Below are 25,865 nucleotides of genomic sequence, written 5' to 3'. Positions count from 1 at the left end.
TATTTTAGTTTGAATCCGCTTCCGGATATCATTTGTAACAGTGATCTTGTGTTCAAGAAAATACCGCGCTTGACGGGGTCTATAAGCATGAGAAGGTCATACCATTCGAGGAAGCGATTTTTTAGAAAACTATTTGCTCCGCATCAGAGATGAAGCAAATTATGCTAGCGTCATTGAGGCTATCGTTTTATTCTTCAGGGAATTTAACAGATAAAGGAAATTATCTTTTCAAGAGAAGCTGTTAACCTTTTTCCGATTGTCGGTAAAAGCCCCTTGCGTTTTCACTCTTATGTTTCCATATAGGATTTGTTTGAGGACTATTAGTCCTGAACCGGTAAACGCCAAGAGCCTTTCAAGGCTGCTTAAAAGAGGAAATAGGATGAGCGTTTTACGCTATTTTACCGGCGCTTTTATTTTTACAGTTGTCGGTCTGAGCCTCGGCATGTGGCTCGGCTATGTCGAAACAGGTTCGACAAGTGGCATATTCGAATATCTGTTTATTTGTTGTGTGCTTGGCGTTTTGGAAATTTCGCTTTCATTCGACAATTCCATTATCAATGCGCGTATCTTGCGTGATATGAGCCCGGTTTGGGAACATCGCTTTCTTACCTGGGGCATTGTTATTGCGGTTTTCGGAATGCGGGTGATCTTTCCATTGACTGTGGTGGCTTTTGCCGCGTGGATCAGCCCCTTGCAGGCACTGAAACTCGCCATATGGGAGCCGCAACATTACGCTGAAATCATGACAGACGCGCATGTCGGTATAGCCGCATTTGGTGGTACTTTTCTTTTTATGGTGGGGCTTAAATATTTTTTTGATCCGGAAAAGGATACGCACTGGATTTTATTTCTTGAAGGGCGCGCCAAAAAATATGCGTCAATCCACGGTATCCAGATTGCTATTACACTTGTTCTTGTGCTCATTTTTTCCAGCCTCGTAAAACCGGAAGATGACCATACATTTCTGGTTTCGGCAATTTATGGCTTGCTTGCATTCATCGCAGTTGAAGGCTTGGGCGTTTTGATGGATGCACGAAAACACACGATGGAAAATGTGTACAAGGGAGGTGTCGGTGCCTTTGTCTATCTTGAAGTGTTGGATGCGAGCTTTTCGTTTGATGGTGTAATCGGCGCTTTTGCGCTTTCCACCAATCTTTTTGTTATTGCAATCGGTCTCGGGATTGGTGCCTTCTATGTTCGTTCAATGACAATTCTTCTTGTCGATAAAGGGACACTTGCACAATATCGCTATCTGGAACACGGCGCTTTTTATGCCATTCTGGTACTGGCTTTTATCATGTATTTGCAGACGATTATTCACATACCGGAAGTCGTTACGGGCGTTATCGGAATGGTGTTCATTCTGACCGCTCTTTATTCTTCTATCCGGTTCAATCGTAATCATCCCGATTGGCATCTGAATATTCCGAAAGATTAGACGCGCCGGAAAGTTTGTGCGCATTTGTACCACTGCCAAACTGCTTTTGACAATCAAAGAGAGGTCATTTGGCTTTCGTTTGGGGCAAGCGCTTCATATAAATCTGTTGCGTTTCGTTCAAGACATCGTCCAGTCTTTTTCCACTCATCCAGACATTTAATGATTCCGGCGGAGTTAACCCGTCTTCAAGGCGGTCGTCAGGTCGAAAGCTGCCGACAATTGTCGTGACCGGAATAACACCGGCCCAAATCCGGGTGGCATAATCTTCCTCGTTATCGTGAGGTTCCAACGGGCAGCATTTCCGCCATTCAAACAAGATCGTCAAAAAGAACAGGAATGCTCAGAAAAAAAGGGTGGAAAGCGGAGAAGCGGCAAATCTCATGCATCTCAACCCGCCACGACAAGGACTTCATTTAGCTCTCATACTTGATAAAAATATCAACGATGTAGCATTGGAGCCCAAATTGCATAAAGCCGGTTTTGCCGTTCGCGCAATCTCGCACTATTGCCGGAATAGTCGCGAGAACGGCCTGATTATGGGATATTGCGGCTTTTCGCCCGAACTTTATGAACAAGCAGGCGGGACCATTTCTCATATAGTTGCCAATGAAGTAAAATATAATATTTATAATTAATAACAAAATTGTTTCTATATTTGATTATTATTTAAAAAAATAATAATAGTTATATTCAATATTAAAATAATATTTATATTTATAGAAATGAAGGAAATAATGACAATTTTTAAATTTCCTTAAAAATGATATTTCGAAAAGTTTAAAGAGAAAGATCAATTGAACATTTAAAAAATAAAATAAATTCAATGAGAGAGTATTCTAACCTCGACATTAGGGTGTTCGTTTTAGATCGGTTTTTGCCCAAAAGCGGATAATTTATTTTTTGCTTGTCCTATAACTACATGAAATGAATTTTCGCCTTAAAGAACAATATTGTTTATGAGCAGTTTCCTACGCTCAAATAACAAAACGGAAGAGTGGGAGAATAAAAATTCGAAAAAAGAAAATTCAGTATCATTCAAAGAATAAAGCCAATCGAATAAATTGAAGGTTATTTCATTCGATTACTCAAAAAATAGAAAGAATATGCTTATTCAAACGACGTTTGATAAATCGGCAAAATTATCATTTTTCCCGTTTTATATTTAAAAGTAGAGAAAACGTCTTGTCATAACTATAAAAATTAATTTCAAAATTATTGCACTTTCATAGCTTGTTTGTCGGCGGCATATCATCCTTCATTTTTGTAACAAACTCTCTTTGTGGAACGGGCTCGGCTTCAGGTGCCGGAGAGGGATTTTCCGGTATGAAAGAAGGGGGAACCTCTGGTAGCGGCGCGGGATGTTGAGCGGGAGCGGGATTACGAGGGGCAGTGGGCAAAGGCTTATTATCGGGTAAATGCGTATCCCGAGATGATGGTGTGATGGTGTCTGCCGACGCAAAACAATAAAATTCACGACCAATAATGATGAATATCAGGCCGGTAAATAGCAGAAATCCTAAAATCATATAAATCCACGTGAAATCGGGGGATGTGCCTATCAAAAAACAGCGCCTCTGCAAGGGCCTCTGAACTGCCAGTAATAACGAATGAACCTGCAACAGGCGCTAAAAGCACCATAATAACGCCGATTCCTCCTAAAACAGTAAATTTTTGCCGTATCAATGTTCCAGTCAGCTTGTACATTTCAACTTTATACCGATTATGTTTTTTCGAAGGTGAACGGGTTAAAAATATATAAATTAAATAAACAAGATAACCGATGAATACTAACAGGAAGAAAAAAACCAGAAAATGTATTGGAAACACTTCGAATTTTCCCTAAAAAGCTTTATAGAACAAGATATATTATACTTTTTGATTATGTCCAGATAACCGTAGAATATCGATAAATAAAATTGGTAAACATGCAAATTGGCGATAAGGGGGGGCACAGGTTTTTGTATTCTATCACATAGCCAAAACCGGAGTTAGGTTTCAACAAGCGAAAACTCTGTTGGCAAGCAGGCTTTAGCAAATTTGAAAACCGCCAATCAAGAGCTCTAAAATGACAGTTATAAGAACAATGTTGCGTTGTTAAAATCATGCATCGGGAAATCCAATATTATCGCGGGTGAGACTATAATGGCTTTAGAAGAATTTGTTTTCTCAAGATTTCCATACAAAACCGGGATCACGGAAAAGCAGAAAAATAACCTGATAGATTACTCCCAACATGCGACGTTAGCAAAAATTCATGGCGAATTGAACAAGAGCTAAGAGAGCCGAAAGAAAGGCAATGAGCCTCTTTGTTTTTCAAGCTTTTAACTTCTCCGAATTCAAATTTCTCTATTCGAATTTTTCTCCGAATTATGCGAATTTAGCTTTTGTACGGCGTTCCAAATGAAACTTTTTGATTGATAGGATTGATCAAGTGGCTTTCAGAACTTCACCATGAAAGAAAATCAAAAAAACAAAAAAGCAGGTTGTTTCAATTCCAAAATGGTAAAAAGATGTTTGGCTCCGGAAAAACTCGAAAACAGTGATTGCTATGGAAATGCGAAAGGTAAGCTCGATAAGGTTTTTAACAGTTTCAGCCACATGTAACCATGCGCTTCATGGACACTTGCGGTTTTCAATGCTATTCAGTTGCGCGTAGTATCGGAACAAAGTTATATAAATGAAACTATCTGTCGTTATTCCCTGTCGTAATGAAGCTGAAAATCTGGCCTTTTTGCTTGATGAAGTCGATAATGCCATGCAAGGCCGCGATTACGAGATTCTGGTTGTGGACGATGGTTCGAGTGATGATACACCTCAGGTTTTATATAAGCGCATGAGTGAAGGTAAGCCCTTGCGCCATATCCGGCATGACCGTTCTGCCGGACAAAGTGCGGCGGTGCGTTCGGGTGTTTTTGCCGCCACCGGCGATATTGTTCTGACGATTGATGGAGATGGACAGAACAATCCGGTCTATTTACCGAAGCTTGCCGACGCGCTTATTGCAGCAGGGCCGGAATATGGTCTTGCAGCGGGGCAACGTTTGAAACGTACCGATACAAAATTGAAACAGCTTTCCTCGAAACTTGCCAATAAATTGCGGCAGGCAATTTTGAAAGACAATACGCGTGATTCAGGATGCGGGTTGAAAGCAATTCGCACCGATCTATTTCGACAATTGCCATTCTTTGATGGTTGGCATCGTTATCTTCCGGCGCTGGTTCTGCGGGAAGGTTACAAAACCGCGCATATTGATGTGATTGATCGCCAGCGTGCCCATGGGCATTCCAATTACGGCATTCTTGATCGCGGGCTTCGGGGAATATTGGATCTTTATGGTGTCTGGTGGCTGCGCCGTAGACGCAAAGTTGTTCCCAAGGTAACAGAAATTAGTGCTCGGAGCGAAAAATGAGCGATTTATTCTCACAATTTGCCCAATGGCTCCATGATGTCTTTGTTGCCCAGTGGGATGGCTGGATTGTGCTGGGTTTTGTCGCGCAGGCGCTTTTTATGATGCGTTTCGTTGTGCAGTGGCTTGCCTCGGAAAAAGCAAAGAAAAGCGTTATGCCGGTTGCTTTCTGGTTTTTCTCGCTCGGTGGGGGAGTTCTTTTATTCATCTATGCAATTCGGCAGAAGGATCCGGTATTTATTGCCGGTCAGGGGTTGGGCCTGATTGTTTATATCCGCAATCTTTCCTTGATCTATCGGGAAAAGAAACACAAACATATGACGGAATGATTTGAACTTCAGTACCAAAAGCTGAAAGTTTTTAATGCGCCTTTTCCGTGAAACGTAAAAAAACTTCTTATGATAAGCGGGCAAGCGGCCTTTATTCTTTTTGCCCTTTATTCTTTTTACAAAGAGCGGACAGCAGCCCCTTCTAGAGTGGACAACACTGTTTGTGGTGTCGGGCGCAAGTCAAGTAAGACAAGACAAGCGAAATATAAGTCAGGGGAGATAGAGGTAGGAAACGATACGTTTGACGTCGCTTCCGCCAATAAAACCAACTTTCACTTCGCCGGTTTTGCCGACGACAGGTAAACCGGCTTCAATGAGAGCATCGCGCAAATCTTCAGGCAATTTTCCATTGCCGGGCCACAAAACCATAAGTGGCGTTACGAGTTTTTCGCTAATAAATGGAGAACCGACGTGAAGAGTTTTGAGCGTCGGGTCAATCAAACGTAGGTTTCCCGGTAATTGGGGATGGCGCGCGAAGACCATTTTGAACGGGCCTTCCGTGCGAAGTGCCCGATCAAGTTTTTTATAATCAAAGAGCTGTTCGGGCGGGTCAAAACGATTATAGGCAGTCGCTATGTTGATATAGAGAATAAAAGGTACAACCAATGCTGCGATCGCTCCTATCAGACCGAAAGCGCGCACATATTTTAAAGAATAACACAGTCGCGAGAGGACGAGTGTGAAATAGGCAGGCGCGAGGAAAAGCAGAGGTTGCAGCCAACGATCTTTAACATTGGTAATACCGAGCACGAGAACAAGTGCAAGAACGAGCAAAATTCCGAAAAGCAGGATATGATAAACAAGATGCTCGGCCCTGTTTTCTTCTCTGGTTGTCAATTGTGATACTTTTGAATTGGAGAAGCTGTGTAAGCCGGCAAGGATGAGGGCAAGAATAAGGGCAACGGACACAAATCCCAATGAGGCAACAAAGAAGTCGGCCAATCCGCTCAGACGATCGGAAAAAAAGTTTCCTGTTTTTCCCATAGCAAGCTTATTGGCGCGTGCAACCACACTGGCGGGATGAGCAAACATATAGATGAAGGCAGGCGCGATTGCCACACAAGTCGTCAGAATAGCTAAAGGAAAATAGCGATTTTTCAAAGCGTAACGAAATTCGCGCGTTAGAACCGTGCCGCAGAAAAGTGCTACGAGAAAAAGTGTGCCATTGTATTTCCCTAAAATTGCAGTAGCAGAGGCAAGTCCAAGAATGATCGCGCGGGAAAAAGACGGTTTACGTATGAAAAAACAAAATGCGGCAAATGAATAGGCAGATCCTGCCGTGCCCATGATGGAGTGGGTGAGAGCGCGTTGTGATTCCCATCCAATCTGCGGAAGCAGAAACATTGCAAGCATGGATGCTCCGGCAACAACTGGGCGGACATCAAGGAGTCTGAGGCCAAGATAAACACCAAGAAAAGTTGTGGCAAGCAGACCGAATTTGATCACTTGTAACAAGTAGAAATGAAGTCCGAAGACTTGCTCCACCCCATAAGCAATCCATGTATAGAGTGGTGGTTGGGAGCCGCCATAGCCCCAATTCCAGTAACTGATATTGGAGGCAAGCTCGGCATCATCAAGGCCGGCGCCTTGTGAAAAAACAGTTACAAAGAAAGTTTCGAACGCAAAATAGAGTATGATGAAGCAAACGGCCGCACTGCCGTAATCCGGTTTATATTTTGCCATTAGCCCCATCCTTACATTTCACAATTCAACAGTGAGTTTTGTTATAAAACTTCAAATATAATTGCCTAACCGAACGCGCAATAGGGCCGGTTATGGATAACAACAGAAACCTGATCAACGGCCAATGGATATATAGTCCAGATCTATATCTTGAAATTCTTCCTTTTTATAGATATTGCGCAAATCTATAATTTTCCCCTGAGGCATAAGTTCGGCGAGTTTTTTCAGGTTAAGTGCGCGATAGGCATTCCATTCTGTAATAATTGTGAGTACGCCGGCGCCTTTTGCAGCTTCATAGGGAGAGGAACACCAGACAATATTATCCAGAACTTTTTTGGCCTGTTCTTCACCTTCCGGATCATGGGCACGTATCGTCAAGCCGGCCTCCTGCAAAACTTTGATAATGCTCAAAGCAGGGGATTCCCGTATGTCATCGGTATTGGGTTTGAATGTTACACCAAGGACGGCGACTGTATCGGTGTTTTTTTCTTTAGCGGCTTTGATAATGCGTTCACCCATTTTTATCTTACGTTCTTCGTTGATTGAAATAACTGTTTCAATCAATTGTTGGGGGGCATTGTAATGAAGGCCGGTTGCTGCAAAGGCGCGCGTATCTTTTGGAAAACACGAGCCACCAAAACCGGGACCAGCATGTAAAAATTTGGAACCGATACGTTTATCCATGCCGATTGCCTGAGCGACTTCCTGAATATTGCCGCCGGTTTTTTCGCATAAATCGGCAACCTGATTGATAAAAGTGACCTTCATTGCAAGGAAGGCATTGGCCGCATATTTTATCAGTTCGGCATTTTCGAGCGAGGTAATGACCAGTGGCGTTTCCCTTAAGTAAAGCGGCCGATAAAGCCTGCGCATTGTTTCGCGTCCGCGTTCATCTTCGACGCCCACAACAACCCGGTCAGGGCGCATAAAGTCTTCAATAGCCGAACCTTCACGTAAAAACTCGGGGTTGGAGACCATTGAAAAATGGATATCCGGACGCAATTTTTCTATACGTTTACGAATGCGCGAATTGGTGCCGACAACAACAGTCGATTTAATGACAATAACTGCACCATCCTTCATAGCATGAGCTACCTGATCGGCAGCCTGTTCTATAAAGTGTAAATCTGCTTCACCATCGCCGCGACGCGATGGCGTGCCAACGGCCAGAAAAATGACATCAGCTTCTTTGACGCTATTTTCAAGATCGATTGAAAAAGACAGACGTTGTTCTTTGATGTTTCTGACCATCATCTCGTCCAGTCCGGGTTCAAAAATAGTCGCTTCCCCTTTGTTCAATCGGGCAATAATATCAGGATTGGCGTCAACACAGGTCACATCAAATCCGAATTCGGCGAAACAAACACCTGAAACCAGCCCGACATAACCGCTACCGATCATGGTAATTTTCATCAAAGTCTTCCTTGCAAAATATTGTTCTTGTTTGATATGACTGTTTTCCTGTGACTGCAACTGTCACTTGGGGAATTAAGGGGAGAAAAAATGGCTACAGAGGCACTTATTGTTGTTGATGTACAGAATGATTTTTTACCCGGTGGTGCACTCGCTGTTCCCGAAGGTGATCTTATTCTTCCAACTGTTCAAGCGCTGATGGTGCGCTTCGACCATGTTATCCTTACTCAGGATTGGCATCCGCAAAACCATCAAAGTTTTGCGTCGAACCATTCGGGTTTTTCTGCCTATGACACAATAACAGTCGATTATGGCCCGCAAACACTTTGGCCGGATCATTGCGTCCAAGGGTCGGATGGTGCAGCGCTTCACGGGTCTTTGCCTGTGGATAAGGCAGAAATGATTATTCGCAAGGGGATGAATCCGGAAATTGACAGTTATTCGGCTTTTTTTGAAAATGATCGTAAAACCCCGACAGGGTTGCGCGGCTATCTGAAGGAACGTGGCATTAACAAACTTACATTCTGCGGCCTTGCAACCGATTTTTGTGTGGCTTATTCAGCGCTGGACGCCAAAAATTGTGGCTTTGAAGTGTCAGTAGCGCTTGCTGCCTGTGCCGGTATTGATCTCAACGGCTCGCTTGATCTTATGCTGAAAACCATGAATGATTCCGGTGTCAAACTGTTAATGGGCGCTCTTTAAGAAAAAATTCCGGATAAATTCTTCCGGCCTTTATTCCATTTTAGGGTTCGTTTCGGTCAGGGTAAAATAGAAATGTTTTTGCTCTGAAACAAGTTATCGTTTAGGCGCAATTTTACTGGTGAGCTACACAATGTGGCTTCACATATGATTTTCAAATCATCTATAAGGTTTAAAAAATTCACCTCGTTGCAATAAGGTACTTGATGCATGTGGTCTAGTTCTTTGGCAATATTCGGGTCTAAAGGTCTTAAAAAACAAAGAAAATTTATGATAAATGTATGTATTTCTTACATTTATTGAAATTATAAAAAGACGAATGCCATAAAATTGCTAATAATCATAATTTATAATATAATAATAAATGCATTTATGAAAAATGCTATCGGGTAGTCGGCTGACATGATGACAGTACATGCCATTTCAAGGTTTGTAACATGATAAATACTTCATATACAAAATATACAAATATTTCACCCCGACAGATGACCGAGGCAAATTCTCGAACGTCAACTTTTACGAAAGCTGATGCGTCCGGGCAAAAAGAAGAAGCTAAACCCGTAAAATTTAATTTGACCTCTGATCCGAAGTCGTTTGAAGGTCTTTCACGAGAGGATTTAGCCTCTATTCTTCTCAATGAAGATGGATTGTATAATGAGGAAGATAAAGCCAATGCTACCTTCTTTCTTGAGAAGCAAACGCTTGATGCTTTTTGGGCTGAATACAATAAATCAGGTGATTATGCTGCTGCACAAGAAGCCAGTATAAAGTCATTGGATAAGGCAGGGGTGAAGGAAAAGCAGACATTTCTTTGGAATGATAAACGAGCGCATATCGTGTCTGATTATGAAGCTTCAGCCAGACGCAACGGAGTTGCGGCAAAGAATTTCGATATTGATAGTGAACTCTATAATTTGCTTAAAAATGTCCATGACCGGATCAACGAGGAATCACGACTGGCATACACGAATGGCAAAGACTTCCCGAACTATCTTGAAGATCATGACTATCTATCAATTAGAAAACAGTATGAGTCAGAAATGAAAACGGGGTTTTCCTTTAAAGTCTAACCCCGTTTCCGGTTATCAATTCAAACTGTAGGTCATATCTGCGCTGAAATTGTCCGTTCAATCAGAATCGGCGGAAGAAATGCGGCCTGAACACTGACTGGAACGACCGTTCATGAAAACAACGGTTGGTACGTTTTATCGCTTGCCTTGTCCTGTGAAATGTCCTTGGCTTCAAGTATGTTTGTTTTCATCTCAGGAAAAGAGCGAAATGAAGATAACGGTGACGAGCTTAGATATTTCCGTTCATTCAGACAATGATCTTGCAGTTTTCTTAACTTCTCGGAAGTCTCCTTTCACAACGCTTCAAGATCGTTTGCTCGAAATTTCCGGCGGCATCAATCCGTTCACGATTGGTCGAAAACTGCTTTTCCTCATAGGCAAGTTCGACGATCTTTCTGAAAACCGGATCAAGAATCTTCTGATCTTCGGCCGATCTTTCCTTTAATCCGTTAAGAACAAGAGTTGTTGCTTTATCAATAGGAACACCGCTTTGGCGAACCATCATGACCGTACGACCTAATCCCGCCAAATCGCTACATTTTACGTTCGTTTCCTGAGCGAACAGATTTGTTTGAAAAAAAACAATTATGATGAGTGCAGCAATAAAGCGCATCAAATTCTCCTCATTTATATCTAGCGAGCTTAACATTTGCGATACCGCAATAAAGCCCGCTCGTCCAACACAAAGTTGACAATTAAAAGCTGCCCGATTTTAAAACTTGTCCGAGTTTAAAAGGGAGGGCGAGTTGACAAAATCACTAATTTCGCGAGGGGACGTTTTGTCGGTGAGCCAAAAAATATTCTTCGACAATCCGAAAAGTTGCGGCGGTAACTTATCCGGAAAAGACAGCCAATCACCGATTGTGAGAGCGTAGTAATCGGCAACCGATAAAATGTCACGTAAGCGTCGCATCATAAGCGGGCTGAAAACATCTGACCCCATGCGTCGCTTTTCATTCTTTAACATTAGTCGCAATAGCAACAAACGCCAGTAACTATAACTCTTCTGTTTATCAAGAACGAGTCTTATCGAATGTCCGCGAGTGAATGTGTGAATTGCCCATAAGCCCAATGGGAAGGGGGCGTATATAACTATGTTTCTGTCATCCGGAGCATTTTGCAGCTTCAATTTACGGTTAATCCGATAAACTGTTTTATCTACTGTGGCGAGTGAAGCGGACATTTCAAACAAACAATCGGGTACAAGCAAGGTGTTTTTTGCTTCGAAAAAAACGTCTGCGTTACCGTTCCGGTCAAAAATGACCGGTTTTTTTCGGGGCTGTGACTGGCTTTTCTGTAAGGATTTTTCAGTCATTGGTTTAAAACTGGAAGGGTCTCCCGTTGCTTGGTATTTTTACTTGCGTCAGTGAGTGAAATAAAGCAGTATTGTTTCATGTTAATATCAAAAATATGAAAAGTTGGTAGAATTTTTCAACTTTTAAATCAATACGGGGAGCAAACACTTGAAAAGTGTTTTGCTTATTGCCAGAGGGGAAGCCGAGTGACGAAAAAATTCGCACTCGGCTTTAATCATTCCGGAATGCGAGATCATCGCCACCCCAGTTCAAAAGCTCTGTTTGCCAATTTGAAGCCGTGCATCATGGGCTTATCAAGTAAACAGATTGCACATAATTTGATGACCTTAGTTATTAAACAGAACTTGGAAACAAGTTTTGGCTTTTAAAATTGTTTGCTTCTTTAATTTTGTTTTGCTTTTTTAATTTCGTTCTGCCGGGGCTAAAGATTGCTGCTGCTAAACATTGCAGCGGCTAAAGATTGCCGAGACCAACTCTTTCGGTTAAAAGATCAGAAAAGAATTTGTTTTGAACGCATTTCCGCAGGAAATGTCGATGAAGGCGTTTCATGAAGCGCAGTAATCAAGGAATGGAAAATATATGGCGCGGCAATTTATCTATCACATGGCTGGTCTGAGCAAATCCTACGGCAATAAAAAGATTTTGGACAATATCAATCTGTCTTTTTATCCGGATGCAAAAATAGGTATTCTGGGGCCGAATGGTGCCGGTAAGTCGACAATTTTGCGGATTATGGCAGGCATTGACAAGGAATTCACCGGTGAAGCCTGGCTTGCAGAGGGAGCAACCTGCGGATATTTGCCGCAAGAGCCGGCGCTTGATCTGTCAAAAGATGTGCGCGGCAATGTGATGGAAGGTGTTGCCGATAAAAAGGCAATTCTTGACCGCTATAATGAATTGATGATGAATTATTCTGATGAAACCGCTGATGAAGGTGCAAAACTTCAGGACATCATCGATAGTCAAAACCTTTGGGATCTCGATTCGCAGGTAGAAATGGCAATGGATGCATTGCGCTGCCCGCCTGCAGATGCCGATGTTTCAAAATTGTCGGGTGGTGAAAAACGCCGTGTCGCTTTATGTAAATTGCTGCTGCAACAGCCTGATCTACTTTTGCTTGACGAGCCGACCAACCATCTTGATGCCGAAACGACAGCATGGCTTGAAAAGCATTTGCGCGAATATCCGGGGGCTGTTCTCATCATCACCCACGACCGTTATTTCCTAGATCACGTCACCGGCTGGATTCTGGAGCTTGATCGTGGACATGGCATACCTTACGAGGGCAACTATTCGGCTTATCTGGAAGCCAAAGCCAAGCGCCTTGCACAGGAAGGCCGTGAAGAAGCTGCCCGCCAGAAAGCTTTGACGCGTGAACAGGAATGGATTGCATCAAGCCCGAAGGCCCGTCAGGCAAAGTCGAAAGCGCGTATCAAGGCTTATGATGAATTGGTCAAGGCGGCCAATGATCGTCGCCCCGGTGAAGCGCAAATTATTATTCCGGTTGGCGAGAGACTGGGGCAGGTTGTTATTGAAGTAGAACATTTGACCAAAGGGTTCGGCGAACATGTCTTGATTGACGATCTTTCTTTCAAATTGCCGGCTGGTGGTATTGTCGGGGTGATCGGCCCCAACGGTGCCGGTAAAACAACTTTGTTCAAAATGCTGACCGGTCAGGAAAAACCGGATTCGGGAACAATTCGTATCGGTGACACAGTGAAAATGAGCTATGTTGACCAAAGCCGTGACGCACTTGATCCGGATAAAACAGTCTGGGAAGAAATTTCCGGCGGTAACGACATCATCAAACTCGGCAAATACGAGATGAACAGCCGTGCCTATTGCGGTGCGTTCAACTTCAAGGGAAGCGACCAGCAACAAAAGGTTGGCAATCTTTCGGGCGGTCAGAGAAATCGCGTGCATCTTGCAAAACTTCTGAAAGAAGGCGGCAATGTGCTATTGCTTGACGAGCCAACCAATGATCTGGACACCGAAACGTTGGCAGCACTTGAAGAGGCACTCGAAAATTTTGCCGGTTGCGCAGTTGTTATCAGTCACGATCGTATGTTTCTTGACCGTCTGGCAACGCATATGCTGGCTTTCGAGGGAGATAGCCATGTTGAATGGTTTGAAGGCAATTTTGAAGATTACGAGGCCGATAAGATACGCCGTCTTGGACCTGAATCGGTCAATCCGAAACGGGTTACCTATAAACGTTTAACGCGTTAACTTGATCGTTCCGGTCAATACCGTGGCGAGAAACCTGTTTTCCAATTTGAAATTACTAAAAAGCGGAGCTGACCTCCGCTTTTTTATGAAGTTAAAATTTTTTATAAAATATCATCTGATGATTGCTTAAGAGGGCGCATTGCTTCAGGCCGTATTCACGACAATGGTCATGGGAAGGGGAAATAACCGTCAGATATGACAGAGAAAAGCCACTGGTAATGAGCACCGCACTTAACCAGCGAGCTTGTCTGATTGTAATATCCTTGCTTTGTCAGATGGATGAGAAGGCGCAAAAATCTTCAAAGAACAGACGGAGCACATCGTTCGAGCGGCAAGTCTATTAGGCAATTGGTCAAATAACGTCCATGGCAATGACCGGAAAGCGGTATTTTTTAAGCAGGGTAGCATATTCAGCCGCGATGGCATAGCGCTCAAACCGGATAGGCCTTATAGCCTTACAAAGATTGACGACATGAGAAGACTATGTGAAAAATCATATAAGCGGGATGGCAGGATAGAAAGAATTTTTGACTTTATGGGTGTCTTGAACCCGAAAAGTGATAAACTTATCTCACTGCACAGATGAGACAATGGAGAATACCGATGCAAGATTGGTCAGCAAAACAATATTTGAAATTCGAGGATGAACGTTTGAGGCCGGTACATGACCTCGCTAATGCTGTCCCTCTGAAAGAGGTTAAAAACATTGTCGATCTCGGTTGTGGTCCTGGTACCTCTACCGAAGTTTTGTGTGAACACTGGCCAAAGGCAAAAATAACCGGTTTTGACTCTTCTCCAGATATGATTGCCAATGCCAAGAAACGTTTGCCAAAGATTGAATTTACAGTTCAAGATATCGAAAAATGGTCGCCGGATGCAGATGTTGACCTGTTGTTTTCGAATGCAGTCTTCCAATGGTTGCCTGATCATATCGAACAGATGAAGCGCCTCGTATCATCTATGAAAAACGGTGCGGCGCTTGCCGTACAAATGCCGGACAATTTGTTCGAGCCGCTTCACCGTGCAATGATTCACGTGGCGGAAGACAAAAGGTGGAATGATCGCATCGGTTCGGTGGCACGCGAAAAATTGCCGAATGTCTCGGTCTATTATGACGCATTAAAACCGCTTGTCCATTATATCGATCTCTGGCAGACAATCTATAACCCGATTATGGAAAATCACGAAGCAATTGTTGACTGGGTTAAAGGTGCAGCTTTACGGCCATTTTTGGCACCACTTAACGAGCAAGAAAAACAGGATTATCTGGCACTTTATCTGGAACGCATCAAAAAACTCTATCCGACGCAATATGACGGCAAAGTGCTGTTACGCTTTCCCCGCCTGTTTTTGGTTTTGGTGAAATAAAGGTCAAGATCAAAATCTGCGTGTTGCTATCATGAAGCGAATTGAAAGAGCCATATATGTTATGGCTCTTTTTATTTTCCAGTTTTCCGGACAAGCTCACATCGGGATGGGATTAAATAATTTTTCGGATTAAAACCGTTTCACGAGATTTGTCGCGAAGATTTCCCAATGGCGTCTGCCACATCTGTTCAAATCAATATAGATGATAGTGAAGAGGCTCGCTATTCATCGGCGAAAACCAGTTAAAAACAACTATGCTCAATTATATTCCAATTGTGTCACCTTAATCTAATAGGAGAACACAATGCCCGATTAAAGATGCAATCAATGGAAAATTTCTTTTAATCTCGACCGTTAACACGCTTTATCAACAAAGAGCGCTTATCTTTTATAGCTTAATAGTTTTTTATATTCTAAAAAATATTTTATTTTTAAATATATATCAATTAAATAATATTTTATGTTATTAATATTATAATATAATAATTAATAGTTTTATATAAACGTAATTTACCTATTAATATAATATAATTTTTTATACATTTTAATGGAATTAATTTGATAAATCGAACTATGAAATAATGAAATAGCAAATCAAAAATCGGATTTGGGGCGGACGTGGAAGCAATTGCCATAATAAACGGGAAGACGATTTTTAACGGTGTTTTTAACCACCAATTGATTCGTCTTGACCGCGTTAGTGTTTTTGAAGTTTTCGGGGTTGAAATTTGCTCACTAAAAGCGGCGCACCACTTCATTTACTGTTGCATAATTGTCTTTCTACGCGGAAAAGTTGTCTTTAAAGAGCTTAAATAGCTTTAAAAATGGTGGTTATAATCTGAAAATACTTTTTATTATGTTAACTATCTATTAACCACGTTGTACGAAAAAATACGCACATTATGGCGTTTCGCAATCACGAGGTTTCTAGACTGAAAATGAAATATTTCTGGCAGCAAAAATTAGGGCTTGCAGCAATTCTGGGTGTTTTGGGAGTAGGTCTTGTCGGATGTGCGACAACGCCACCACCGACGGTTTCGTCAGATAACAGTGTCAAAGCCGCGCCTTCAAAACCGGTCGTGACATCAACTTTGCTTGGTACACAATCGGTTTATGACCGGTATGAGCAAACTCCTGACGAACCATTCAAGATTCCGCCGGTCACAGTCAAGATACCGGAACAGTTCGAACGCACAGTTGTGTCTTATCCGAGTGACGAGATACCGGGTACGATTATCGTAGAACCGGAAAACCATTATCTCTATCTTATTACCGGTAACGGACAGGCGATCCGTTATGGCGTTGGTGTCGGTGCTGCCGGTCTCGGTTTTCAAGGTGAAGCTAAAATACGTTTCAAGCGTAAATGGCCGCGCTGGATTCCTACAGCCGATATGGTGCAGCGTAAACCGCAGCAATATAAACGCTTCGCTGACGGGGTACCAGGAGGATTACACAGCCCGTTGGGTGCCCGCGCGCTCTATCTTTTCCAAGGAAACAACGACACCTATTTCCGTATACATGGGACGACGCAACCATCAAGCATTGGCAAAAATGTTTCGGCAGGATGTATCCGCATGCTGAATAAAGATGTTGTCGATCTTTTTGAGCGCGTCGATGTTGGTTCGAAAGTGATTGTCCGTTAATTTTTAACGACAAATGTTTCATTCGAAAGGGCGGCTTTACCGCCCTTTTCTTTACCGGCCTCAGTTGTTTTTTGAAACGCGCGCAATCGGTCGGAAAGCTGATATTTTTGACCGGTGAAACCATGAGGGCGGATTCTCAAGCTTTAATAGCCTCGCTTATTATCTTTGACAGGGGAATTGAAAAATCACGATGCGATCAGGAAAGGAGCGATGAACCCGCATTATCGTGTGATACACGTATCCCCAATGAAAGTTGCTCATATCGCTTAAATCGTTTAGGCGGTTCTTATGATTTGTCATCCACGTCGACAAAACGCGTTGCCCGCCACTCGGTCAGTTTTTCGTTAATATCGTCAATGACAAAAAAACGCGCCGAATCCTTGTCATAACCTTCATCACGCAATTTATCATAATCGGTATAGGTATGGCGGATATAGGCAACGATCGAGAGCCACACAGCAATGGAGGGAGGAAGATGTCTCAAATGTGCGCTTAAAGCGGCAGACCGGATAGGTTCGCTATCAGCATAGGGAGCTTGCGGTATCAGCAGGGTCAATTCCTTTAAAACAGCGCGTTGTCTCTTTGTTGTCATAGACAAATAAAAAATTGAACTCGTTTTTTTGTCAAACAGATTTTTATTGTTCTCAAGTTTATGAGCTTGGATGTAAAAACAGCGGAAAAATCAAAGACAATTGCGGTTTTTCATCAATGGAATGGAGAGATTTGCGCTTCTGCATATTGGTTCAACAGCAAATTCTTTTCCTTGAAATAATAGTCCGCTCATTTAAAAATCTATGATGAAACGGCAACCGCCCTTACGGCTGTCAAACGGAATTTGCCACATTAAAGTCTCCGGTTAGATCGGCGGGCGGTTCTTGAAATCAGACAAGAAAATTTATTATCGCAAACACTCGAGAACTTCATTTTTCGTCGGGTACAGTTTTTCCTGCCCATCCGGCTCCGTTCACGTCACAGAGAGATATTCCGGTTATAGGCCAAGGTCCGGTTCGACATCAGACATGTCCAAACGCTTGAATATATGCGTGAAGGGGGAAATTTTTGGTGTTTGTGGGCATAAGTCATCTCTCTGCTTGACATTTGCAAAATATATAAAGATATCTTTATATCTATAGGAGTGGAGACACAGTTATGGTGCGCCAATTGGCATTGAACGAAATGGTAGACGTATTGAAGGCGGTTGCTGAAACAACGCGTTTGCGCATTTTGTTTTTATTGGACAAGGGCGATTTGACAGTTTCCGATCTTACCAAAATTCTCGGGCAATCCCAGCCACGCGTTTCCCGAAATTTGCGTCTGTTAACGGAGGCTCGCCTGATCGAGCGTTATCAGGAAGGCGCATGGGCCTATTTTTCGTTGTCTTCATGTTCGTTACGGCGGGAAATGTTAAACACGGTGCTTGAGCATATTGATCGTCGGGACAATTTTATCGAAGGCGATATGGCAAGACTTGATGAAGTCAAAAAAGAAAGAAGCCGCGCTGCGGCTGCCTATTTTTCCAAAAATGCGCATGACTGGGATAAACTCAGATTGCTTCATGTACCCGACAACACTGTCGAACAAACCATGGTTGAACTGGTGGGAACAACGCCATTCCAATCCATGCTTGATATCGGCACCGGTACGGGTTCGTTATTGAAATTATTTTCTCCCCTTTATACGCGCGCCATCGGAATTGATAACAATCGTGATATGTTGGCTGTGGCACGCGTAAATCTGGATAAAGCCGGTATCTCGAATGCGCAGGTTAGACTAGGTGATGTGGCTAACTTGCCGGTCGAGAACGAAACGTTCAATCTCGTCACGATTTATCAGGTACTTCATTTCCTGTCGGATCCTGAAAGTGCAATTTTTGAAGCCGCGCGTGTCATGCGCCCCGGTGCGCGGCTCATTATTGTCGACTATGCTCCGCATGAACTTGAATATTTACGTGAAAAATATGCCCATATACGTATGGGATTTTCTGATTCCCAAATGGCAGACTGGCTTGATAAAGCCGGTTTGACATTCGAAAAAACTTTGAGTTTTCAACCCCGACAAAATGGCAATACAAAAGGCCTCACGATCAAGCTTTGGCTGGCCCGTGACCCGCGTTTGTTGATTGCCTGAAAAACAATAGCTTAACGGAGACCGCTTAATGTCTGCCCCATCACTGTCCCGCCGCCCCGATCTGGGCGACAACCTGAAGGTTTCATTCGAATTTTTCCCGCCAAAAACGGAGAAAATGGAAGAAATGCTTTGGCAAACGGTCAAGCGTCTTGCACCGTTAAAGCCTGAATTTGTTTCAGTAACTTACGGGGCAGGCGGCTCGACGCGCGAGAGAACCGGACGGACGGTTGAACGTATCATCAAGGAAACGCACCTTAATGCGGCCGCCCATTTGACATGTGTTGATGCAACACGTGAAGAAGTCGACGGTGTGGCACGTCAATTCGCCTCTATGGGCATTCATCATTTTGTTGCGTTGCGCGGTGATCCAAGCAACGGAGCAGGCGGGCGTTATCATCCCACTCCGGGAGGTTATGCCAATGCGGTTGAGCTCGTTGCCGGCTTGAAAGCAATTAATCCGGATTTTGAAATCACTGTTTCGGCTTATCCGGAAAAACATCCCGAAAGTCCCGATTTTGCAACCGATATTGATCTTTTGAAACGCAAAATAGACAATGGTGCAACAAAAGCCATTACCCAATGTTTTTTCGATAACCATTTTTATGAAGATTATATAGAAAGGGTGCGCAAAGCCGGCATTTATATTCCGATTTTGCCTGGCATTTTGCCAATTCATAATTTTTGGCAGGTTAAAAACTTCTGTGCACGCAACGGCACCCATATTCCCGATTGGCTGGCACAACGTTTTGAAGGATTGGAAGAAGACCAGAAAACGCATGATCTTGTAGCGGCCGCAGTTGCTGCCGAACAGGTGCTTGATCTTGTCGAACATGGTGTTGAAGATTTTCACTTCTATACACTTAATCGGGCCGATCTCGTCTATGCCATATGTTACCTTATTGGTATCAGACCTAAAAAAGAAACGGCAGAATTGTCGACTGGTGACTAGACATAGAGTGACAGGGGTCAAAGGCTTGCTCGTTGAGAAATAGTCACAATGGGCGAAAGACCGATTGTGCCCGTTTTCCTTAGCCCACTTCTTTTTTGATGAAGATGTTCACAATATTTCCGTGAGCGGCAAGCATGATCTTGTCCGGTAAGGCTTGTAGGGCGGAAAACATCAGGTTCTTCGGGCGCCGATTCTTCGCATTTTGTGTTTTTCTGTCATTGTAAAGACAAAAGAGGGCAATGGCGAAGGAAGGGCAAAGACCAAGAAGAACAAAGGTGGAGGTGGGGTCACCCACGAGCGAAACTCCATCTCCCTCCGGTAACCAAGCAAGTTTTGCGGCAGCGATTCGAATTGCCCGAAATGCAGGGTTAATTTTCCATGCAATATCTATTTTTCGTTATTATATGCTCCAATATAAGACAAAACTGACACGTTTTTATCATATTGAGTAAAATTATAGCAAAAATTTCCAGATTTTAAGCCGGTTTTCCAACCCTTGTATTGAGATCATCGCGAAGATCGTTCATATCAGAGAGGCATCGTTATCGAGGTGCAACAAATTGGTTAACAACCAGGGAGACCGAGACCCCCCGCAACGGATTTCCCTTGGTTGAGGCCCGACTGGAGCTTGCTCCAGTCGGGTTTTATTTTTTGAACTCCGCTTGGATAAATTTATCCTTTTGGCTTTTTGGATTATCCTTTGACGCTTTGAAAACTTCTCCCGCTTCTTGGAATTTGCTTTTGCAATATTTTGTTGCGTTCCATTATTGTCGCCAAGGTTCTTGAGATAGAACGACGTTTTTTCTTTTCTTGTGCTTTTTTAAGCATGGCATTTGATGTTTTATGGGCTTCAATCACGTCTATTTCAAAAATTGATTTTAAAAGGTTTTTTTGAAGTGCCGGAATCATGACCCGTTGTAAATGCGACTTTGTTAAAGTCTTTATGCTAGGACAATGGATAAATGCTTTTGTCAAAGCGGACAAATGACGTTTAAAAAAATAAAAGGTCATAAGTAAATTTCGTGTAAATTGTCGTGCAACCGGCCAACCGCTTAATGTATCTCTTCAAGAATGATAGAAATGATGTGTCTGGGCGAAAATGTTTGCATGATGAAGCGAAAAGGGGGCACATAATTCCGGAAATGAAGAGATGAAACCTTCAACTGGTGATCGAACAAATCCGGTCTCATCTGGAAAATGTTATTCCTTAAAAAGCGAACGACATAACAAAAACGGGCAGAAATGCCCGTTTTGCTATGGGGTGAATGCGCTATTTGTTTGGCCATGTGGAATATGGCTTCAAAGCCGGTCAAGCAATTCTTTTGTCGGCCATGAATCGGCAGGAAGTCCCAAACGGAGTTGTTCGGTTCGCACGGCGTCGCGTGTCAATATACCGTAAACGCCATCCACTTTGCCCATATCATAACCACGGGTTGTGAGCTTTTGTTGCAATTGCTTCATCTCTTCGGTGTTCAATCCCGGTTCGGGATGACCTAAATCAAAAGCCGGAGCACCGGCAAGACGTGAAGCGAAATAGGCAACGGTTGTTGCATAGACAATCGATTTATTCCATTCGACAAAAATATCGAAATTGTCATAGGCTAAAAATGCCGGTCCCTTTCGGCCCATTGGCAACATAAGCGAAGCATCCCCGTTATCGGGTCCTAACGGGCCATTGAGGCCGGTAACACCCCAACTGGTCCATTGTGAATGGGGTTTGCGATTTTGCCTGATGGCTTCTTGCCACGGCAGATCATCGCGCGTTAGGCGCACCTCTTCAAGCCACGGTTCACCGCGCCGCCATCCGAGATCGCTTAACATATGGGCAGCTGTCATGACAGCATCGGCAACAGACCCCTTAAGGTCGATTTTACCATCGCCATCGCCATCAACACCGCGTTCGAGATAATCCTTCGGCAAAAGTTGCATTTGACCGATTTCGCCAGCCCATGCGCCGGTCGTTTCGGCATTGACGACGCCCTGATCGAACAGTTTCAAAAGCGCAATCAATTGCGGGCGGAACAATTCCGGCCGTCTGCAATCATGGGAGAGGGTGAAAAGGGCATTCAACGTATCGAAATTGCCTTGCACTGCACCATAATCGGTTTCAAGCCCCCAAAAGGCTGCGATAACCGGTCCCGGAACCCCGTATTTTTCTTCCGCTTTTGCAAAAACATCGGAATATTTCTGCAAGTTTTCCTTACCCTTTTTCAAACGCGCTTCAGGGATGACGCGTTTTGAAAATTCCGCAAATGTGAGATTGAAAATGGCCTGCTTGTTATCACGCTCAATAACCTTTTGGTCTATCGTTGCTTTTTTGAGTTCGTCGATAGCGTGTTCGCTCACACCCGCTTTGCGGGCTTCATCGGCCACATTCTCTCTGAATGTTTCGATTGGCGTGCTGCAGGCCTCGCGTGCTACTTTGGTTGCGACATCATCTGTTTGTGGTGCCGTATCGGGTTCTTCTGCTTGTGAAAGCGGGCAGAAAACTGTCGCAAACAAGAATGTCGAAGCTGCCAGAATTGCCTGTCTTGTCTTGAACATTTATTCTCATTCCTGCACTTTATGATGTTTAAAATGTCTTGTACCATTTTTTAACAGAAATAAAGAGGCATGCGCATCTCATTTGTAAGTCAAAACAATAATTGCCTATTGTCTGACTGTTTTTTTATTTTCCGGAAACATATTTTTGCCATTCGTCGCGGCTGCCGTAAAAGACGTTGATGTCGGCATCACCCTTAATACCGGGAACACGCCCCGTTCCGGTATATTGCCAGAATGTCCACGGATGGGTGCCATATTTTTCTTGCGGATGACCGGCGACTGACCTCAGCCAGAATGAATAACCTTTGATTTGCGACAGGCCGTTCCGATCGAAGAAATCAACTGTCGTATAAATAATGGGTTTCTTGCCATAATATTTTTCAACAATGGAAAGGAAGACCTTCATTTCACTACGAACAGTCTCTGCCGGCGGCCGGATTTTGCATGTCGGAGAAGAATCATTCCACTCCATATCAAGAACCGGCGGCAGGGCTGTCGGGTCCTTCGGTACATTTCTGATATACCATTTGGCTTGTTCGGAAGCCGGACGACAATAATAGAAGAAGTGATAGGCGCCGCGTGGCATGCCGATTTCTTTTGTCCCATCCCAGTTGTGGAGAAAATTGTCGTCTACACGGTCGCCACCCTCTGTTGCTTTGATAAATGCAAAAGAAATGCCGCTATGTTTGACCGCTGCCCAGTCAACAGCCTGTTGATATTTCGAAACATCGGTTCCGTGAATCGGATAATGCCACGGGGTAAGCTCGGTCCAGTCATGAGGCTTGCGATCATCAAAGCGGGGGGCATTGATTGGTCCCTTGGGCGCTGTGCCGGATGGTGGCACAATATCACCAAGGTCATAGGACAAGGTGGTGCAGCTTGTAAGCAACAGAGCCGAAGCAATTGACGTGAATAAAGTGCGCGCCATTTTTTTAAAATTATCTTTGAACAACAATTCAACACCTATCGGGCTCTAAAATCACTGTTCACCATTGCTAAAAATAGTAAAAGAATGGCATATAAATAAAAACTTTTGGAAAAAATATGAAAAAACTTCGTTGGCGTCGCATCATTGGTCTTTTTATTCTCCTCATTCTCGTCATTGCCGGTTTGTGGTGGGGATATTCATATTTTTTCAGGGATTCCGGTGAAATAAACGGGGAAAAGAGCCTTCCTGAAGGTTCAGCCATAAGTTTGCCAAAAGTGCCGCTTACACCATCGGATATGACGGAGGCACAAAAACAGGATGTCATCAATAAATTGATGGAAGACGCAAAAGCATCTGCATTGCAAAGTGGCCAGAGTGAAGAACAGGCAGAAAATTTTGCGCGTGAAGCGGGGGAGGTTGCGCGTCAGGCGATGAATCGTCCTTCCACAGTTGACGGGGATAAAGCACAGTAACGATCAATTTCATTCTTATCGTTTTGCGATAACAGTAATCGACCTTGGCAAATTATCTGTTAATGTGACCGATCAAATAGAACAGGCTTATTAAATTCAAATTCAGGAAAACCGGATGCCTTCATTATGGACACGCATTGGCGAGCTTATTAACAACGTTGCTGGCGACGTGTTGAATGCTATTGTCGAACGTGTGCGTAGCTTCTTTGAAGGTGATCCTGAAACACGCAGACAAGTGGCCTTTTCTGTTGCCATGATTGCCTTATCGGCAAAAATGGCAAAAGCCGATGGCGTTGTAAGCGATGCTGAAGTCAAAGCATTTTATGAAATTTTTTCGGTTCCAGACCACGAGTTTCATAATGTCGAACGCCTGTATAATCTCGCCAAACAGGACATTGCCGGCTTTGATGTTTATGCGCGGCGGCTGTTCCGGCTTTGTCAGGAATCCGATTGTCAGGGACAATTATTGGAAGATGTTCTGGAAGGGCTTTTTTATATTGCAAAATCGGATGGCGTAATCCATCAGGACGAACTCGTTTTTTTGCGTGAAGTCTCCGATATTTTCGGTTTTTCTCAAGAGCAGTTCAGAGTAATCAGCGCACGCCACGCTGTTATCGGTGATAGTGATCCGTGGCTGGTTTTGGGCCTCAAAAAAGGTATAAGCTTCGAGGAAGCACGTAAACGCTACCATGATCTTGTGCGCGAACACCACCCCGATAGGGTTATGGCACGAGGATTACCGAAGGAATTTCTGGCTATTGCCAATGAGCGTCTGGCGGCTATTAATAACGCATGGGCTATCGTGCGTGAGGAGTTTGTTACGGCATGACAATGCAACAGTTCAAAGCTGATTATCAGGGAGCAATTGTGCGCCCTTCACCCAACTTTGAGGAGCGTAAAGACGGCGCCAAACCGCAATTTCTTATTCTCCATTACACAGGCATGGAAAACGCAGAAAGTGCCGAACAACTTTTATGTTCGCCGGAAGCAAAAGTTTCAGCCCATTATGTTGTGGAAGAAGACGGGAAAGTTGTTCAACTGGTTCAAGAGGCTTATCGCGCGTGGCACGCCGGTGAGAGTTTCTGGCGCGGTATTACGGATGTTAATTCCCATTCGATCGGCATTGAAATTGTCAATGGCGGACCTTTATTGAACTTTCCCGATTATCCGGAAAAGCAGATTGAGTCGGTCATCAAACTTTGCAAGTCGATCATTGAAAAATATTCGATTGAGCAGAGGAATGTGCTTGCCCATTCCGATATTGCTCCCCATCGCAAAACCGACCCGGGTGAAAAATTTCCTTGGGAGACACTTTTTAAGGCCGGTATTGGCCATTTCGTGCGTCCGGCCGCAATTTCCGGTGGGCGATTCATGACCAATGGCGAAAGCGGCAGACCGGTTGAAGCCTATCAGTCAATGCTGGCTCTTTATGGCTATGGCATTGATATTACAGGCTCTTTTGACGAACGCACGCAACTGGTGACCAAAGCCTTTCAACGCCATTTCAGACCGCAAAAGGTTGATGGTGTTGCGGATGTCTCAACCATCGACACACTTCATCGCCTGCTTGGCACGTTGAAAAGCCTCACCTGAAACGTAAAGTTTTTAAAAATATAATCGAAACAATTGAATGGCTATGCTTCAAGGGAGGTAGCCTGACTATATTTTTTAAAAATGGAGCGCTTTTTGCTCGTGTGTTTTTTAATTTGTTTATGATCTTGGCTGTTCAAATTGCAGGTCTTTTTTCTGATAGAAAATAAATTTGTCCTGATTATTCCGGAAAGGCGCCATTTACGGAAAATTTTTAAAGTTTTGTACTTCCAAGATTTTTATATGGGCAAGAATCGTCGGGCAACGGCTTTTCGGAACTTTATCTTGGTTGCGCAATTGCCCGATAAACGATCAATGGTTTGTTTGCTTTCAGCCAATCTTTCTTGGTGGATTTAAAAAACAGCTTAACCGATATTCAGGCCTAATTTTAAAATATGTAATGGACATTCAAGGGGCGGCACGGTTGGATTTTGTAATGTCATAAATTATGATTTTGCGTTGGAATCCTGTGTTATGGCATTTGCCCGTTATGCAATCGAGTGACCGGAACGACTTTTATTGCTTTCGGTTTTTCGGATTTTGTTTTTTCAGGCTTTCTTCAAAATAGAGCGTTGTTCCTTTCCGGAGCGGCTCGGGGAAGGGGGCGTCAATGAAGCAATTTTTAATGGTTTGCAGGCGTTTGTTTTTGTTTTATAAGCA

25 protein-coding genes are annotated in these 25,865 nt (G+C 43.5%); 14 read left to right on the top strand and 11 right to left on the bottom strand.

The window, feature by feature from the left end; all coding sequences use genetic code 11:
- The first annotated feature begins 379 nt into the window (after positions 1 to 379).
- Positions 380 to 1,438: a DUF475 domain-containing protein gene (locus H3S83_RS08855; protein WP_198224244.1), complete on the top strand. Its 1,059-nt coding sequence runs from the start codon at positions 380 to 382 to the stop codon at positions 1,436 to 1,438.
- Positions 1,439 to 1,502: 64 nt separating this feature from the next.
- Here the strand turns inward: H3S83_RS08855 and H3S83_RS08850 are convergent, their stop codons facing one another.
- On the bottom strand, positions 1,503 to 1,727 hold the full coding sequence (locus H3S83_RS08850; RefSeq protein WP_198239455.1) for a hypothetical protein: 225 nt from the start codon (positions 1,725 to 1,727) through the stop codon (positions 1,503 to 1,505).
- A 64-nt stretch (positions 1,728 to 1,791) separates the two neighbouring features.
- Here H3S83_RS08850 and H3S83_RS08845 point away from each other — a divergent pair, with 64 nt between their 5' ends.
- Positions 1,792 to 2,073 (top strand): hypothetical protein, encoded by a 282-nt coding sequence (locus H3S83_RS08845; protein ID WP_198232896.1) that lies wholly within the window; start codon positions 1,792 to 1,794, stop codon positions 2,071 to 2,073.
- Between the two features lie 588 nt (positions 2,074 to 2,661).
- On the opposite strand, the gene H3S83_RS08840 is transcribed toward H3S83_RS08845, so the two are convergent.
- Positions 2,662 to 3,000, bottom strand: coding sequence for a hypothetical protein (locus tag H3S83_RS08840; protein WP_198239454.1), 339 nt, complete (start codon positions 2,998 to 3,000; stop codon positions 2,662 to 2,664).
- A 1,115-nt stretch (positions 3,001 to 4,115) separates the two neighbouring features.
- Here H3S83_RS08840 and H3S83_RS08835 point away from each other — a divergent pair.
- Both H3S83_RS08835 and H3S83_RS08830 read left to right on the top strand, forming a co-directional pair.
- The gene (locus tag H3S83_RS08835) at positions 4,116 to 4,847 is read left to right on the top strand and encodes a glycosyltransferase family 2 protein (RefSeq protein WP_077972032.1); all 732 of its coding nucleotides are present in this window, start codon (positions 4,116 to 4,118) and stop codon (positions 4,845 to 4,847) included.
- Positions 4,844 to 5,173 carry a lipid-A-disaccharide synthase N-terminal domain-containing protein gene (locus H3S83_RS08830; protein ID WP_077972031.1) on the top strand — a complete coding sequence of 110 codons (330 nt, stop codon included), beginning with the start codon at positions 4,844 to 4,846 and terminating at the stop codon, positions 5,171 to 5,173. Before H3S83_RS08835 ends, H3S83_RS08830 begins: the two co-directional genes overlap by 4 nt.
- A gap of 210 nt (positions 5,174 to 5,383) precedes the next feature.
- Here H3S83_RS08830 and H3S83_RS08825 read toward each other — a convergent pair whose 3' ends face one another.
- Both H3S83_RS08825 and H3S83_RS08820 read right to left on the bottom strand, forming a co-directional pair.
- On the bottom strand, positions 5,384 to 6,856 hold the full coding sequence (locus H3S83_RS08825) for a glycosyltransferase family 39 protein (protein WP_198239453.1): 1,473 nt from the start codon (positions 6,854 to 6,856) through the stop codon (positions 5,384 to 5,386).
- 114 nt (positions 6,857 to 6,970) lie between these two features.
- A complete protein-coding gene (locus tag H3S83_RS08820) occupies positions 6,971 to 8,269 on the bottom strand; it encodes a UDP-glucose/GDP-mannose dehydrogenase family protein (protein WP_198239452.1) in 1,299 nt (432 codons plus the stop codon).
- Positions 8,270 to 8,359: 90 nt separating this feature from the next.
- Between H3S83_RS08820 and pncA the strand changes: the two genes are divergently transcribed.
- Together pncA and H3S83_RS08810 are read left to right on the top strand one after the other, a co-directional pair.
- On the top strand, positions 8,360 to 8,971 hold the full coding sequence (gene pncA, locus H3S83_RS08815; protein WP_198239451.1) for a bifunctional nicotinamidase/pyrazinamidase: 612 nt from the start codon (positions 8,360 to 8,362) through the stop codon (positions 8,969 to 8,971).
- A gap of 434 nt (positions 8,972 to 9,405) precedes the next feature.
- Positions 9,406 to 10,038 (top strand): hypothetical protein, encoded by a 633-nt coding sequence (locus H3S83_RS08810; protein WP_198239450.1) that lies wholly within the window; start codon positions 9,406 to 9,408, stop codon positions 10,036 to 10,038.
- 271 nt (positions 10,039 to 10,309) lie between these two features.
- Here H3S83_RS08810 and H3S83_RS08805 read toward each other — a convergent pair whose 3' ends face one another.
- Complete coding sequence (locus H3S83_RS08805) at positions 10,310 to 10,651, bottom strand: hypothetical protein (protein ID WP_077972021.1); 342 nt, start codon at positions 10,649 to 10,651, stop codon at positions 10,310 to 10,312.
- A 99-nt stretch (positions 10,652 to 10,750) separates the two neighbouring features.
- Positions 10,751 to 11,353, bottom strand: a complete 603-nt coding sequence (locus H3S83_RS08800) for a hypothetical protein (protein ID WP_198239449.1) — start codon at positions 11,351 to 11,353, stop codon at positions 10,751 to 10,753.
- Positions 11,354 to 11,933: 580 nt separating this feature from the next.
- Between H3S83_RS08800 and ettA the strand changes: the two genes are divergently transcribed.
- The 3 genes from ettA to H3S83_RS08785 all read left to right on the top strand — a co-directional run bounded on the left by ettA (position 11,934) and on the right by H3S83_RS08785 (position 16,594).
- Positions 11,934 to 13,583, top strand: coding sequence for an energy-dependent translational throttle protein EttA (gene ettA, locus H3S83_RS08795; protein ID WP_077972017.1), 1,650 nt, complete (start codon positions 11,934 to 11,936; stop codon positions 13,581 to 13,583).
- A gap of 603 nt (positions 13,584 to 14,186) precedes the next feature.
- Complete coding sequence (gene tam / locus H3S83_RS08790; protein WP_198233921.1) at positions 14,187 to 14,951, top strand: trans-aconitate 2-methyltransferase; 765 nt, start codon at positions 14,187 to 14,189, stop codon at positions 14,949 to 14,951.
- A gap of 938 nt (positions 14,952 to 15,889) precedes the next feature.
- Positions 15,890 to 16,594 (top strand): L,D-transpeptidase, encoded by a 705-nt coding sequence (locus tag H3S83_RS08785; protein ID WP_198239448.1) that lies wholly within the window; start codon positions 15,890 to 15,892, stop codon positions 16,592 to 16,594.
- Between the two features lie 286 nt (positions 16,595 to 16,880).
- Here the strand turns inward: H3S83_RS08785 and H3S83_RS08780 are convergent, their stop codons facing one another.
- Positions 16,881 to 17,192: a DUF2293 domain-containing protein gene (locus H3S83_RS08780; protein WP_198239447.1), complete on the bottom strand. Its 312-nt coding sequence runs from the start codon at positions 17,190 to 17,192 to the stop codon at positions 16,881 to 16,883.
- 551 nt (positions 17,193 to 17,743) lie between these two features.
- Between H3S83_RS08780 and H3S83_RS08775 the strand changes: the two genes are divergently transcribed.
- Together H3S83_RS08775 and metF are read left to right on the top strand one after the other, a co-directional pair.
- On the top strand, positions 17,744 to 18,721 hold the full coding sequence (locus H3S83_RS08775) for a metalloregulator ArsR/SmtB family transcription factor (protein WP_246741735.1): 978 nt from the start codon (positions 17,744 to 17,746) through the stop codon (positions 18,719 to 18,721).
- A gap of 28 nt (positions 18,722 to 18,749) precedes the next feature.
- On the top strand, positions 18,750 to 19,670 hold the full coding sequence (gene metF, locus H3S83_RS08770) for a methylenetetrahydrofolate reductase [NAD(P)H] (RefSeq protein ID WP_198239446.1): 921 nt from the start codon (positions 18,750 to 18,752) through the stop codon (positions 19,668 to 19,670).
- A gap of 79 nt (positions 19,671 to 19,749) precedes the next feature.
- Here the strand turns inward: metF and H3S83_RS08765 are convergent, their stop codons facing one another.
- From H3S83_RS08765 to H3S83_RS08750, 4 genes are all read right to left on the bottom strand, one after another.
- Positions 19,750 to 19,965, bottom strand: coding sequence for a hypothetical protein (locus H3S83_RS08765; protein WP_198224274.1), 216 nt, complete (start codon positions 19,963 to 19,965; stop codon positions 19,750 to 19,752).
- A gap of 398 nt (positions 19,966 to 20,363) precedes the next feature.
- Positions 20,364 to 20,681 carry a hypothetical protein gene (locus H3S83_RS08760; RefSeq protein WP_198239445.1) on the bottom strand — a complete coding sequence of 106 codons (318 nt, stop codon included), beginning with the start codon at positions 20,679 to 20,681 and terminating at the stop codon, positions 20,364 to 20,366.
- A gap of 288 nt (positions 20,682 to 20,969) precedes the next feature.
- Positions 20,970 to 22,214 (bottom strand): lytic murein transglycosylase, encoded by a 1,245-nt coding sequence (locus H3S83_RS08755; protein WP_198239444.1) that lies wholly within the window; start codon positions 22,212 to 22,214, stop codon positions 20,970 to 20,972.
- Between the two features lie 124 nt (positions 22,215 to 22,338).
- Positions 22,339 to 23,142, bottom strand: coding sequence for a GH25 family lysozyme (locus H3S83_RS08750; protein ID WP_077973578.1), 804 nt, complete (start codon positions 23,140 to 23,142; stop codon positions 22,339 to 22,341).
- 116 nt (positions 23,143 to 23,258) lie between these two features.
- Here H3S83_RS08750 and H3S83_RS08745 point away from each other — a divergent pair, with 116 nt between their 5' ends.
- The 3 genes from H3S83_RS08745 to H3S83_RS08735 all read left to right on the top strand — a co-directional run bounded on the left by H3S83_RS08745 (position 23,259) and on the right by H3S83_RS08735 (position 25,208).
- Positions 23,259 to 23,615 carry a hypothetical protein gene (locus H3S83_RS08745; protein ID WP_198237523.1) on the top strand — a complete coding sequence of 119 codons (357 nt, stop codon included), beginning with the start codon at positions 23,259 to 23,261 and terminating at the stop codon, positions 23,613 to 23,615.
- A gap of 115 nt (positions 23,616 to 23,730) precedes the next feature.
- On the top strand, positions 23,731 to 24,444 hold the full coding sequence (locus tag H3S83_RS08740; protein WP_198239443.1) for a DnaJ family molecular chaperone: 714 nt from the start codon (positions 23,731 to 23,733) through the stop codon (positions 24,442 to 24,444).
- A 2-nt stretch (positions 24,445 to 24,446) separates the two neighbouring features.
- Positions 24,447 to 25,208, top strand: coding sequence for an N-acetylmuramoyl-L-alanine amidase (locus H3S83_RS08735; RefSeq protein WP_198239697.1), 762 nt, complete (start codon positions 24,447 to 24,449; stop codon positions 25,206 to 25,208).
- Positions 25,209 to 25,865 lie beyond the last annotated feature (657 nt).

The organism is Bartonella sp. W8122 (genome assembly GCF_016102485.1).
GTDB classification, from domain to species: Bacteria; Pseudomonadota; Alphaproteobacteria; order Rhizobiales; family Rhizobiaceae; genus Bartonella; species Bartonella apihabitans.
The sequence above is the reverse complement of the archived record's forward strand: the minus strand, read 5'-3'. Positions and strand labels throughout refer to the sequence as shown.